At 67.6% G+C, this 12,731-nt stretch carries 9 protein-coding genes; 3 read left to right on the forward strand and 6 right to left on the reverse strand.

Features of this window, described 5'->3' with window-relative positions; all coding sequences use genetic code 11:
* Positions 1-81: 81 nt before the first annotated feature.
* Complete coding sequence (locus ACQ5BL_RS18890) at positions 82-2,925, forward strand: EAL domain-containing protein (RefSeq protein WP_243807464.1); 2,844 nt, start codon at positions 82-84, stop codon at positions 2,923-2,925.
* A 21-nt stretch (positions 2,926-2,946) separates the two neighbouring features.
* On the opposite strand, the gene ACQ5BL_RS18895 is transcribed toward ACQ5BL_RS18890, so the two are convergent.
* The 4 genes from ACQ5BL_RS18895 to nirK all read right to left on the reverse strand — a co-directional run bounded on the left by ACQ5BL_RS18895 (position 2,947) and on the right by nirK (position 6,221).
* Positions 2,947-3,252: a c-type cytochrome gene (locus tag ACQ5BL_RS18895; RefSeq protein ID WP_243807466.1), complete on the reverse strand. Its 306-nt coding sequence runs from the start codon at positions 3,250-3,252 to the stop codon at positions 2,947-2,949.
* A gap of 189 nt (positions 3,253-3,441) precedes the next feature.
* On the reverse strand, positions 3,442-4,113 hold the full coding sequence (gene ytfE, locus ACQ5BL_RS18900) for an iron-sulfur cluster repair protein YtfE (RefSeq protein ID WP_243807468.1): 672 nt from the start codon (positions 4,111-4,113) through the stop codon (positions 3,442-3,444).
* Between the two features lie 218 nt (positions 4,114-4,331).
* Entirely contained in the window at positions 4,332-5,138 is an 807-nt protein-coding gene (locus ACQ5BL_RS18905) for an SUMF1/EgtB/PvdO family nonheme iron enzyme (protein WP_430293204.1), read from the reverse strand.
* Between the two features lie 60 nt (positions 5,139-5,198).
* Complete coding sequence (nirK, locus tag ACQ5BL_RS18910) at positions 5,199-6,221, reverse strand: copper-containing nitrite reductase (protein ID WP_243807530.1); 1,023 nt, start codon at positions 6,219-6,221, stop codon at positions 5,199-5,201.
* Positions 6,222-6,598: 377 nt separating this feature from the next.
* On the opposite strand from nirK, the gene ACQ5BL_RS18915 reads away from it, so the two are divergent.
* Both ACQ5BL_RS18915 and ACQ5BL_RS18920 read left to right on the forward strand, forming a co-directional pair.
* Positions 6,599-8,776: an outer membrane assembly lipoprotein YfiO gene (locus ACQ5BL_RS18915; RefSeq protein ID WP_243807472.1), complete on the forward strand. Its 2,178-nt coding sequence runs from the start codon at positions 6,599-6,601 to the stop codon at positions 8,774-8,776.
* A gap of 4 nt (positions 8,777-8,780) precedes the next feature.
* Complete coding sequence (locus ACQ5BL_RS18920; protein ID WP_243807474.1) at positions 8,781-9,494, forward strand: DUF3142 domain-containing protein; 714 nt, start codon at positions 8,781-8,783, stop codon at positions 9,492-9,494.
* A gap of 138 nt (positions 9,495-9,632) precedes the next feature.
* On the opposite strand, the gene yegQ is transcribed toward ACQ5BL_RS18920, so the two are convergent.
* Both yegQ and zwf read right to left on the reverse strand, forming a co-directional pair.
* Positions 9,633-11,036, reverse strand: coding sequence for a tRNA 5-hydroxyuridine modification protein YegQ (yegQ, locus tag ACQ5BL_RS18925; RefSeq protein WP_243807476.1), 1,404 nt, complete (start codon positions 11,034-11,036; stop codon positions 9,633-9,635).
* Positions 11,037-11,236: 200 nt separating this feature from the next.
* Positions 11,237-12,712, reverse strand: coding sequence for a glucose-6-phosphate dehydrogenase (gene zwf, locus ACQ5BL_RS18930; protein ID WP_243807478.1), 1,476 nt, complete (start codon positions 12,710-12,712; stop codon positions 11,237-11,239).
* Positions 12,713-12,731: the final 19 nt, after the last annotated feature.

Here is a 12,731-nt window from a genome sequence, read left to right on the forward strand (position 1 = left end):
ATCTGTGATGCTGTCAGCGGAGGATTGTCCTCGGGTATGCTCCGCCGACTCCTAGGCCAGAACCTACAAGAAAAACTGCCTATGACAGCGTATGTAGAGCCTTCGGCGATCCCGGTGAGCCATGCCGAGATCCGCCAGCAGTATGCTCACGAAATTGCCGTCGAACGCACCCGCCTGCTGTATCAGGGGTCGCGGATTCCGACGCTGCTCATGCTGCTCAACGGCCTGGCCTGTGCCGGGCTGCTGTGGGAACGGGTATCCACCGCCCTGCTCGGCGGCTGGCTGGTATCGCTGGTGCTGCTGGCCGTGCTGCGGCTGATCCAGGTATCGGCCTTCCACGCCGCCAGCGCCGAGCGCCAGGCCAGCCCGCACTGGCAGCGCGCCTTCCTGTTCGGCGCCGGGGCTTCCGGCCTGACCCTGGCCTTTGCCGCCATCGCCCTGGTGCCGGCGGACGCCTTCCTCCAGCAATCCCTGGTGTTCGGCCTGATCGCCGCCGCCATCCTCTCGGCCAGCGTGGCCTATGCGGTTAGCCTGCCGGCCTTCCTGACCTTCGCCTTGCCTTGCCTGTTCCCGTCGATTTCCTACCTGCTGCTCAGCGAGAACCCGCTGCAGCAGGGCTGGGGCGTGCTCGGGGTGATCCTGCTGGCGGCCTTGCTGGTGGTGGCCTGGCAGATTCACCGGCTGGTGCATACCAGCCTGCTGCGGCGCTTCCAGGCCCAGGCGCTGGTGGCGCACCTGGAGCGCGCCAACAGCCAGACCGAGGCGCTGAACCACGATCTGGAGCGCGAAGTCGAGCAGCGCCGCCGCGCCGAACGCGAGCTGTGCCGCGCCCGCGACGCCCTGCAGGAGCGGGTGGAGGCGGGCAGCGCGCAGCTCAGCAACACCGAGGCGCGCCTGGCCCTGGCGCTGGAAGCCAGCGAACTCGGGCTGTGGGACTGGAACCTGCTGACCGACGAGGTGCACCACTCGCACCTGGAGGAAATCTTCGGCATCACCCAGGACGCGGTGAAGAGCGTGCGCAACGACCTGCGCCCGCGCCTGCACCCGGACGACCTACCGCTGCTGCGCCGGGCGCTGGTCGAACACCTCAAGGGCCGCACCGACGGCTACCGTATCGAATACCGCGTGCGCCACGCCGACGGCCACTGGGTCTGGGTGGAAGACCGGGGCCGGGCCATGGAGCGCGACGAATCCGGGCAGGTTACGCGGATGGTCGGCACCCGCTGCGACATCTCCGCCCGCAAGCTGCGCGAGGAAGAACAGCGCCTGGCCGCCACGGTGTTCGAGGCCGCCAGCGAAGGCATCATCATCCTCGACCCGAGCTACCGCCTGCTCGCCCTCAACGAAGCCTTCACCCGCCTCACCGGCTATCGCCGCGAGGAGCTGCTGGGGCGCAACGTCAGCCGCCTGATGGGCTCCGCGGAGACCCTGCGCCGCTACCAGGCGATCCGCACCGAGCTGGAGTGCCAGGGCACCTGGCAGGGCGAGCTGATCGAGACCCGCAAGAACGGCGAGCTGTACCCGCAGTGGCTGCAACTCAACGTGGTGCGTGACGGCCGGGGCCAGGTGACCCATGTGGTCGGCTTCTTCGCCGACCTCACCGCCCGACGCGACGCCGAGGAGCGCCTGCGCTACCTGTCGCACTACGACGAACTCACCGGGCTGGCCAACCGCAGCCTGTTCAAGGAGCGCCTGCACGAAGCCAGCCAGCGCGCCCGCCAGGAGGGCCGCACGGCGGCGCTGCTGCTGATCGATCTGGACCGCTTCAAGCTCCTCAACGACAGCCTCGGCCACGAAGTCGCCGACCAGTTGCTGCGGCAGATGGCGCGGCGCATGACCCAGACGGTACCCGAGGCGGACACCATCGCCCGGCTGTCCGGCAACGAATTCGCCGTGCTGATCGACTCCTACGCCAGCCTCGCCGCGCTGGCGCGCCTGTCCAGCCGCCTGCTGGCCAAGCTGCGCACGCCGATGACCGTGGGCGGCCACGAACTGGTGATCAGCGCCTCGGTGGGCATCAGCCTGCTGCCGGAGAACGCCTGGGAAATCTCCGCGCTGATGAGCCAGGCAAACATGGCCATGCACCACGCCAAGCACCTGGGCGGCAACACCTTCCAGTTCTTCACCGACAACCTGCAGGCCTGCACCCTGGAGCGCCTGCAGCTGGAAACCCGGCTGCGCAAGGCCATCGACGAAGGCCAGCTGGACGTGCACTACCAGCCCAAGCTGAACCTCGCCAACGAACGCCTGGACAGCGCCGAGGCGCTGGTGCGCTGGCGCCACCCGGAGCTGGGCATGGTGCCGCCCAGCGACTTCATCGGCCTGGCCGAGGAAACCGGACTGATCGGCGCCATCGGCGAGTTCGTCCTGCGCCGCGCCTGCCGTCAGGCCCGCGACTGGCAGCGCCAGGGCCATGAACTGCGGGTCTCGGTGAACCTCTCGGTGCACCAGCTGCGCACCGGCAACCTGGTGGACCTGGTGCGCACCGTGCTGGAAGAGACCGGCCTGCCGTCGCACCTGCTGGAGCTGGAACTGACCGAAAGCCAGCTGCTGGACAACGTCGAGAGCGTCACCACGACCTTCCGCCAACTGCGCGAGATGGGCGTGAAACTGGCCATCGACGACTTCGGCACCGGCTATTCCTCGCTCAGTTACCTCAAGCGCTTCCCGGTGGACTACGTGAAGATCGACCAGACCTTCATCCGCGACCTGTCCGAGCGCGGCGAAGACGCGGCCATCACCCGCGCGATCATCGCCATGGCGCACAGCCTGGAGCTGAAGGTGGTGGCGGAGGGCGTCGAGCAGGCCGAGCAGCTGCGCTTCCTGCGTGCCCACGGCTGCGACGAGATCCAGGGCTACCTGATCAGCCCGCCGCTGGCGGCGGGGGATTGCCTGGAGTTGCTGGGAAGCGTCGGCCGGCACTGAGCGCGCCGGCCGCGCGGGGTGTCACTTGAGGGTGACGATCCACTCGGCGAGGGTCCTGGCCTCCTCCGGGCTGACGGCGTTGGCCGGCATCGGGATCGGGCCCCACACGCCTTTGCTGCCCTTCTCGATGCTGTTGCTGATGTGCGCAACACCGTCGGTGCCGTACTTCGCCGCGACTTCCTTGAAGGCCGGGCCGACCAGTGTCTTGTTGACGGCATGGCAGGCCACGCAGGCCTTGGCCTTGAACAGTTCCTCGCCGGTACTGGCCATGGCCGTCGTCTGGACCAGCAGTCCGCCGAACAGCAGGGCAACCAGGGCTTTGTTCATGAAATCTCCTCCTCGGGGCTGGGCGCCGGAGCGCCGGTCGATGACGCCGGCTTCCCGCCTGGCATCCGGGGCGATTCTAGGAGCGCCCTGAACGGCCCCGGCTTGATGGCGATCAACAACCCTTCGCGCCTTGCCTCAAGTGTGAAACGGGTCCGGCCGGTGTCCACCGTCGCCGCTTTCGACGGCGCCTCAGGCCGGACGGTTGGCGCCGAGGAACAGCAGGTTGTTCTCCAGGTGGATGTGCTGCATCAGGTCGCGGCGTAGCTCTTCCAGCCCGGCGTAGAGCCGGCGCCAGCTGTTGCAGCCGTCGGCGGGGACGCTGAGGTCGCCGGTCAGATCGGCCAGTACCGCCAGTGACTGCGAATGTTCGTCGTGCTCATGGCGCATCACGCCGATCGGCCCCTGCACGTGGGTCAGCGGAATACCCTGGCGCAGCCAGGGGAACAGCACGCTTTCCTCCTTGCACATGTGCCATTCCAGTTCTTCCAGCATCTTCTTCAGGTGCGCGGTCAGCCCGGTCGGGCATTGCGGATGCGCGGCGTGGGTGTTCTCGACGCGCTCGGCCAGCGGGATCAGCGCCGGCAGCTGTTCACGGTGGACCTTGTGGTAGCGCTCGAGGATGTGGTCGATGAGTTGGTCATTGCTGCTGTGCCGCCAGTCGGCCTGCTCGTTTGCCGGCGGCAGGGCCTGCAGCTCGGCGGCGATGCGCTGGACGTCGAGGCCCTGTTCCCTGGCCGCCTCGCCGAGGCTGCGCTGGCCGGCGCAGCAGAAGTCGAGTTTGTAGTCGTGGAACAGCGCGGTGCTGCCCGGCAGGCTGAAGGCCAGGTCGCTCAGGGTGCGTTCGGTAAGCTTGTCGGTCATGGTGGGTCTCGGACGGAAGGGCATGGCGATTGCCATCAGCGTGGCGGTTGCGGCCAGTCTAGGGACGCAGGACCCCAACACGCCTTGATTGCAGTCAAGCGCGCGGGTGCGCGATGTCCCGCCCTTCGCCGCCGGCGATCCGCATCCGTCGCTGTGGATCGCGTACCAGCAGCTTCTGCCGTCCGCCGCGAACCAGGGCGCGCTCCTTGCTGGGGGAATCAGGGGATGTCCCGGACCAGGCGGAATCCCAGGTTGTCCGGTGGTTGCCCGGCGCTGCAACCGCCGCCACGGGCATCGCGGACGAAATCGTTGATGGCGGTGCGGTGGCGGCCTTCGGCGATGCGGATCGAGCAATACTCGGCGCGCTCGGTCTGGATGCCCTGCGCATCGAGATTGACCCGCTGGTGGCAGCTTTGCGTCCATTCCCAGACGTTGCCGCCCAGATCGGCGACGCCGAACTCGTTCAGCCCGTGGCTGCCGCGTACCTGCGGTTGCGCCGAGGCCCTGGTGCGGCTCTCGGCTTCGAGGCGGTAGCGGGCCAGCCAGCGTCGGGCCGGATTGCTGCCGTCATCATCCTCGATGCGCAGGGCATCGTCGACCCAGCGCGAGCCGGCGAAGAAGGCCCACTCGCGGTCGGTGGGCAGGCGCCAGTCCTGGCCGGTGCGCCGGGACAGCCAGGCGGCGTAGCGCTGTGCATCCAGCAGGCTGGCGCCGGTTTGCGGCAGGTCCGTGCTGCTGTTGCTGTCCAGGGGCAGGCAGTCGCCGTCGGCCACGCAGCGGACGTACTCGGCCTGGCTGACCTGGTATTTCATCACCTCGAAGCGCGGCGCCAGCCGTTCACGCCGCGAAGGGGCATCCACCGCGCGCTTCTCCCGCCAGTAGTCGCCGGCGGGGCGGAAGTCGAAGTCGCGCGGCACCAGCTTCACGGTTTCCGGTGCCAATTCGGTGTCGTACTGCGGCTGCAGCAGGGTAGCGGCGGCGATCAGCAGTGCGAGGGATGCGCCGATCAGGGTTGTCTTGCGCATGGCGGTAATGTCCGGGGCATAGCCTGGAAAGGGCCGGCCCCCGCGGGCCGGCCTCGGGCCTTACTTGATCGCCGTTGGCGGCTCGATCTGGCTCATCAGGTCGGCGTTCCACTGGCCTTCGACCTGGATGTGGGCGGCGGCACCCAGCAGGACGGCCTCGATCAGGTTGTGGTTGAGATAGGTGTACAGGCCCGGCTGCAGGAAGGTGTAGAGCGACGCGCCGGCCGCGCCGCCGGGGATCAGCCAGGTTTCCAGGTCCTGCTCCGGCGGGTTGTTGAACTTTCCGGTGGCCCAGACGTGGTCGCCATGGCCGCCGATCAGGTGTGGGCGGGTATCGCGGTTGGCCTGGGAGTGCACCAGCAGCATCGTCTCGCCGACCTTGGCGGTGAGCGCATTCTTGCCGGTGAGGGCGCCGACCTTGCCGTTGAACACGATGTGGCTGGGAATCAGCCCTTTCATGACCTCCTGCATGTCGTTGTAGCCGTCCATCGGCTTGGCGTAGCGCTTGAAGTTGCCGTCCTTGTCGCGCGGGACGTAGAAGTCCTGCTCGCCGATGTAGAACACCTTGTCGTATTTCAGCGGCCGGCCTTCGCGGTCCTTCAGGCCGTCGCGCGGCAGCACCATGATCGCGCCGTTCATGCCCGAGACCACGTGCCAGGGGATCATCGCCCCGCCCGGCGCGCAGTGGTAGACGAACACGCCGGGGCGGGTGGCCTTGAAGCGCAGCTTCACCTCTTCGCCGGGCTGGACGATGGTCAGCGCGCCGCCGCCCAGGGCGCCGGTGGAGGCGTGGAAATCGATGTTGTGGGTCAGGGTGTTGCTGGCCGGGTTGACCAGGGTGAGTTCGACGTAGTCGTCCTGGTGCACCACCATCAGCGGCCCCGGGACCGAGCCGTTGAAGGTCATGGCGTGGATCTCGGTGCCGTCGTCGTCGATGACCAGCTTCTTCTCCTCGATGACCATGCGGAACTCGACCACGCGCGGCTTGCCCGTGGCGCGCTGCTCGTGCGCATGGACAAACGGCGGGGCGACCAGTTCGACCTTGACGTGCTCCAGCGTCGACAGGTCGGGCGCCGGCCCCATGCTCTTCGGTGCCGGCTCGCCCTTGGCGAAAGCGCGCGTGCTGCCGAGCATCGAGCCGGTGACGCCGAGGACCACCGCGCCGGCCAGCAGGGTGCGCCGGGAAAGGGACATTTCTTCCTGATCTTGCATGGGTACTTCTCCGTAATGGACGAACTGTCGTCGAGCACAGAGATACGCCTTGGGCCGGAATCTTCTTTGCGCCGGAGCAAACAAGCCCACAGTCGGACAACGTGTCGCAGGCACTGTTGTGCAGTAGCTCCCATTTACAGTCTTGCAACGATGGATACGGGCAAGGAAGAAGACGGCGAGGTAAGATTCTGCTCACTGAGTTAACCCCCCGCGCCTGGTGTGCGGGCCCCAACGGACAAGGACCCTCCATGCGTCTGCACGGACTTACCCTGCTGGCCCTGACCATTGGCTGCCTCGGCGTGCAGGAAGCGCGCGCGAGCAGCGACGATTCCTGCTACCCGAGCTGGAACCTCAAGCGCGACACGCTGGACGTGTGCAACAGCCTGCCGTTCCTGAGCCCCGGCAACGACAGCCGGATCAACCTGCAGCTGCTGCTGGCCGACGCCGGCCAGGCGAACCTCCCGGACCGGCCGCTCTCCGACGACGAGCAGCAGCTGGGCTACGGCAAGGTGCCGTTCCCGATGGCGCGCCTGCTCGACGATGGAGCGCCCGGCGATGGCGACGGTTCGGCCAGTGCAACCCAGGCGTCCGCGCCGCTGGCCGACCTGGTGGCGCGCATCGGCCTGCCGGCGGACAGCCTGGCGCAGCCCGTCGACAGCTTCGCCAGCGGCGAAGGCAGCCGCTGCCGCAGCAACAACGCCAGCACCGCCCAGGACTTCCTCAGCCAGCTGCTGCTCGTCGAGGGGCTGCCCGCCGAGGAGCGGCAGAGTCTGGCGCGCGCCCGCCTGACCCTGCTCGGCGCCTGCCAGTGGGACGACACACAGCTCACCGTGATCCTGCCCGGCGACCTGCAATCCGCACCGGGCAAGGCGTTCGCCACCTACCTGAAGGGCGCGGCGGAGTTCTACAGCGGCCGCTTCGGCGAGGCACTCAAGGCCTTCCGCGCCCTGCAGGACAGCGACCTGCCCTGGCTGCAGGAAACCGCGCGCTACATGATCGCCCGCAGCCAGCTCAACGAGGCCCAGCAGAACGCCTTCGACGACATGGGCTATCCCGACCTGCGCAAGGTCGACAAGAACGTCCTGAAGAATGCCGAGGCAAGTCTGGGCGACTACCTCAAGCGTTATCCACAGGGCCAGTACGCCGGCTCGGCCAAGGGCCTGATGCGCCGCGTCTACTGGCTGATGGGTGACGAAGGCCGACTGGCCGGGGAATACGCCGAGCTGTTCGCCCGTCACGACGCGGACCTCGCGCCGCTGATCCAGGAAGTCGACAACAAGCTGCTGGTTACCGCCCATCCGGCGGACGTCCGCGATCCGCGCCTGCTGGCCGTGCTCGACCTGATGCAGATGCGCCATCACGAACCGAACGAGCCGCGTGCCCTGGACAGTGCCGGGCTGGCGGGGCAGAAAGAGCTGTTCGCCAAGCAGCCCGGCCTGCACGACTACCTGACGGCGGCTTACCAGCTGTACGTCGAGGAAAAACCGGCCGATGCGCTGAAATCCCTCCCCGAAGAGCTGCCGAACAAGCTCGACTACCTCGCCTTCAGTCAGCAGGTTCTGAGGGGCTTCGCCCTGGAAGCCGGCAATGACTGGATCGCCGCCGAGAAGCTCTGGCTGCGCCTGCTGCCGCTGGCGAAGCAGCCGATGCAGCGCGACCAGCTGGAACTGGCCCTGGCCTTCAACTATGAGCGCAGCGACCGCCTGGTGAAGGTCTTCGCCGAGGGCTCGCCGGTGCAGACGCCGATCGTCCGCGAGATTCTCCTGCGCCACGTCGCCGGCCCCGACCTGCTGCGCCAGCAGGCGCGCTCCACCTCGGCCTCGGTCGAGGAGCGCGATACCGCGTTGTTCGCCCTGCTCTACAAGGACCTGCTGCACGGCCAGTACCAGGCCTTCATCGACGACCTCGCACTGCTGCCGTCCGAGCCGGCCCGCAAGCCGCTGGGCGCCAGCATCGGCTACCTCTACGGCAGCATGCCGCTGACGCTGTTCCAGTGGCCGGGCGGCAAGAACGACACCGGCTACGAGTGCCCGGCAATCGTCGACGTGGCCCGCGACCTGCAGCAGAGCCCGCAGCCGCCGAAGGCGCTGAATTGCCTGGGCGAGTTCATCCTGCGCAACAACCTGGATGGCTTCCCGCTGGACAACCCGCCGAGCGAGCGTGAGCTGGGTGGCGGCGAGTCGCTGTTCCCCGGCACCGCCTATTCGCGCATGGACGGCTACCTCAAGATCATCGCCGACAAGCAGGCACCGGAAGACGATCGCGCCTACGCCCTGTTCCGCGCGATCAACTGCTACGCGCCCAGTGGCTTCAACGGCTGCGGCAGCCAGGACATCGCCCCGTCCCAGCGCAAGCAGTGGTTCCGCACCCTGAAGAGCCAGTACGCCGCCACGCCCTGGGCGAAGGCGCTGAAGTACTACTGGTAAGCCGATGCTGCGTGCCGTCGCGGTCGCCCTGGCGCTACTGCTGGGCAGCGCCGGAGCCGCCGCGGGCGAGGTGGATGCCGCCGACCACGATGCCTTCTGGCTGTGGAGCGGCGTCGCCGCGCAGCCGGTGCTGGCCCAGGCGCGCACCCTCTACGTGCTGCAGGGCCAGGTCAGCGCGCCGCGCTACAAGGACGGCAACGCCCGGCTGATCGCCCAGGGCATCGCCATTCCACGCCTGTCGAAGGGCGAGGTCTGGGTGGTCTACCGCGCCCATACCCTGCGCTGGCACGAGGATATCTACCGAATCCTGCTGGCCCAGCTGCGCCGCTGGCGTGCCGCCGGCAATCCGGTGGTGGGCGTGCAGATCGACTTCGATGCGCGCACGCGCTACCTGGGCGAGTACGTCGAATTCCTCGAGGGCCTGCGCAAGCGCCTGCCGGCGGACTGCCGGCTGAGCATCACCGGGTTGATGGACTGGGGCAGCAACGCCGCGCCGGAGACCATCAATCGTCTGGCCGGCGTGGTGGATGAGGTGGTGGTGCAGACCTACCAGGGGCGGCACACCATTCCCAACTACCAGGCCTACCTGCCGCGTGTGGCCCGGCTGCAACTGCCGTTCCGCATCGGCCTGGCGCAGTACGGGGAGTGGCAGGCGCCGGATTACCTGGCGCGGAGCCCTTGGTTCAGGGGGTATGTGGTGTTCCTGCAGAATCCTTGAATGGCCGGCGTGGATTGGAACATTGATCGCGGACGGAGTCCGCTCCTACGCACGTCGGAAGCGGCGCATTCCCCTGCGCGATGCTGAACCCTGGGTAGGAGCGGACTCCGTCCGCGATGTGTTCCGCCAGCAGAGGACTCAACCGCCGTCACACCCGCACTTGCCGCACTCATTCCCGCAACCGCCCGCCGATGCCGACTCCCGCGCATCCCGCGTGGTCCCGCCATTCAGGTTGCGCATCAGCAGCGCATATTGCAGGTCCAGCCCCTCTGGCACCGGCAGGTAGACCACATGGCCGTCCCCCGGCGCGACGCCGATGGACTCGCCCCGGTTGTTCTCCAGTGCCGGCAAGCGCAGGGTGCGGTTGCCGGCCGGGGTCATCAGCTCGACGCTGTCGCCCACTTCGAAGCGGTTCTTCACCCGCACCTCGGCCAGACCGTGGCGGCGCTCGCCGGTGAACTCGCCGACGAACTGCTGGCGCTCGGACAGCGAGTGGCCGTACTGGTAGTTCTGGTACTCGTCGTGCACGTGGCGGCGCAGGAAGCCCTCGGTGTAGCCGCGATGGGCGAGGGACTCCAGGGTGTCCATCAGGCCGCGGTCGAAGGCGCGGCCGGCGACGGCGTCGTCGATGGCCTTGCGATAGGCCTGGGCGGTGCGCGCGACGTAGTAGTGGGACTTGGTTCGGCCCTCGATCTTCAGCGAATGCACGCCCATCTGCGTCAAACGTTGTACATGCTGGATGGCGCGCAGGTCCTTGGAGTTCATGATGTAGGTGCCGTGTTCGTCCTCGAAGGCTTCCATCAGCTCGCCGGGGCGGTTGCCTTCCTCGAGCAGGAAGATGTCCTTCGTCGGCGCGCCGATACCCAGGGTTGGCTCGACGTTGCGCACCGCGTGGCCCAGTTCGTCCTCATGGGCGGCGTGGGTCTGGTACTCCCAGCGGCAGGCGTTGGTGCAGGTGCCCTGGTTCGGATCGCGGCGGTTGATGTAGCCCGACAGCAGGCAGCGCCCGGAGTAGGCCATGCACAGCGCGCCGTGGACGAAGACCTCCAGCTCCATGCCCGGCACCCGCTCGCGGATCTCGCCGATTTCCTCCAGCGACAGCTCGCGGGACAGGATCACCCGCTTGAGTCCCTGCTGGCGCCAGAACTCGACGCTGGCCCAGTTCACCGCGTTGGCCTGCACCGAGAGGTGGATATCAACCTCGGGGAAATGCTGGCGAACCAGCATGATCAGGCCGGGATCGGACATGATCAGCGCATCCGGCCCGAGGGCGATCACCGACTCCACGTCCTGCAGGAAGGTCTTCAGCTTGGCGTTGTGCGGGGCGATGTTCACCACCACGTACAGGCGCTTGCCCAGGGCGTGGGCCTCGTGGATACCGGTGGCGAGGTTGGCGTGGTCGAATTCGTTGTTGCGCACCCGCAGGCTGTAGCGAGGCTGGCCGGCGTAGACGGCATCGGCGCCGTAGGCGAAGGCGTGGCGCAGGCTCTTCAGCGAGCCGGCAGGGCAGAGCAGTTCGGGGGAAAACGGAGTGTGGGACATGGTGGCGGAGCGGGCTGTGGATAAAGGCCGCCACTCTAGGGAAATCAGGGCTTGCGGGTGATGAGCGAGGTCAACGGATGGTATCGGGCTCCGGCGTATCCGGCAGGCGTAGGAGCGGACTCTGTCCGCGATGTGCTACCGGCCAGCTCGGAGCGGTCGGAAATCGATCGCGGACGAAGTCCGCTCCTACGTGAGCCCGATCATTCCAACCAGCGCCGGCCCTGCAACTCCAGCAGCGTCTGCGCCTGCTCCGGCCCATTGCTGCCGGCCGGGTAGGGGCGCGGGCTCTGGTAGTGCTCCTGCCAGCCGGCCAGGATCGGGTCGACCCAGCTCCAGGCGGCTTCCACCTCGTCGCGGCGCATGAACAGCGTCGAGTCGCCCTCGATCACGTCCAGCAGCAGGCGCTCGTAGGCGTCCCAGCGGCGCTTGTTGCGGCTGAAGGCCTCGGCCAGGTTGAGGTCCAGTTCCACCGGCTCCAGCTGCATGCCCTTGCCCGGTGCCTTGGCCATCAGCTGCACGCTAATGCGTTCTTCCGGCTGCAACCTTATCCACAGGCGGTTGGCGGTGCTGGCGGCGCTGCCGATCAGGCCGTTCGGTGCCGGCTTGAACTGGATGACGATCTCCGAACACTTCTTCGCCATGCGTTTGCCGGTGCGCAGATAGAAGGGCACGCCGGACCAGCGCCAGTTGTCGATCTCGGCCTGTACGGCGACGAAGGTCTCGGTATCGCTGTCGTTGTCGACATTTTTCTCGAACCAGTAGGCCGGCACCTCCTGCCCGCCGATGTGCCCGGCGGTGTACTGGCCGCGCACGGTCTTGTCCTGCACGTCCTGCCCGGAGATCGGCTTGAGCGCCTGGAGAATCTTCACCTTCTCGTTGCGCACCGCCTCGGCGTCGAAGCGCACCGGCGCTTCCATCGTCACCAGGCAGAGCAGCTGCAGCAGGTGGTTCTGCACCATGTCGCGCATGGCGCCGGCCTGGTCGTAGTAGGCGCCGCGGTTCTCCACGCCCAGGGTCTCGTTGACGGTGATCTGCACATGGTCGATGTGCCCGTTGCGCCACACCGGCTCGAACAGGGTGTTGGCGAAGCGCAGGGCCATCAGGTTCTGCACGGTTTCCTTGCCCAGGTAGTGATCGATGCGGAACACCCGAGATTCGTCGAATACCTCGCCGATGGCCTGGTTGATCGCCAGCGCCGAGTCCAGCGAATGGCCCAGCGGCTTCTCCAGCACGATGCGCGCCAGGGGGCCGGCCAGCCCGGCGACCTTGAGGTTCTGCGCGATCGGCGCGAACAGGCTCGGCGCGGTGGCCAGGTAATGCACCAGCACGCGGCCTTCGCTGCGTTTGAGCGCCTTGGCCAGACGGCCGAAGTCGGCGCTCTGCGAGGCGTCCATCGCCAGGTATTCCAGGCGTTGGGCGAAACTGCGCCAGGCCTCGGCGGAAAAGTCGTTGCGCGCTACCTGGGCGCGGCAGTTGCGTTCGGCCAGGGCGAGGTAGGAGGCGGTGTCGCGGTTACTGCGGGCGAGGGCGAAGATCCGCGTATCGGCCGGCAGGCGGTTTTCCCGGTGCAGGTGGTAGAGCGCCGGCAGCAGCTTGTGCAGGGCGAGGTCGCCGCTACCGCCGAACACCAGGATGTCGCAGGAGCTGGGGAGACTAGGGCTGGCGGGCGTATTCAAGACTTATTCCCTGGGCGTG

Source organism: Pseudomonas sp. B1-22, assembly GCF_050474425.1.
GTDB lineage: Bacteria > Pseudomonadota > Gammaproteobacteria > Pseudomonadales > Pseudomonadaceae > Pseudomonas.

Excerpts from the sequence above, each read along its gene's own strand:
- ACQ5BL_RS18890 (WP_243807464.1), top strand. The coding sequence starts at position 82 with ATGACAGCGTATGTAGAGCCTTCGGCGATCCCGGTGAGCCATGCCGAG.
- ACQ5BL_RS18895 (WP_243807466.1), bottom strand. The coding sequence starts at position 3,252 with ATGAACAAAGCCCTGGTTGCCCTGCTGTTCGGCGGACTGCTGGTCCAG.
- ytfE (WP_243807468.1), bottom strand. The coding sequence starts at position 4,113 with ATGACCGACAAGCTTACCGAACGCACCCTGAGCGACCTGGCCTTCAGC.
- ACQ5BL_RS18905 (WP_430293204.1), bottom strand. The coding sequence starts at position 5,138 with ATGCGCAAGACAACCCTGATCGGCGCATCCCTCGCACTGCTGATCGCC.
- nirK (WP_243807530.1), bottom strand. The coding sequence starts at position 6,221 with ATGGGGCCGGCGCCCGACCTGTCGACGCTGGAGCACGTCAAGGTCGAA.
- ACQ5BL_RS18915 (WP_243807472.1), top strand. The coding sequence starts at position 6,599 with ATGCGTCTGCACGGACTTACCCTGCTGGCCCTGACCATTGGCTGCCTC.
- ACQ5BL_RS18920 (WP_243807474.1), top strand. The coding sequence starts at position 8,781 with ATGCTGCGTGCCGTCGCGGTCGCCCTGGCGCTACTGCTGGGCAGCGCC.
- yegQ (WP_243807476.1), bottom strand. The coding sequence starts at position 11,036 with ATGTCCCACACTCCGTTTTCCCCCGAACTGCTCTGCCCTGCCGGCTCG.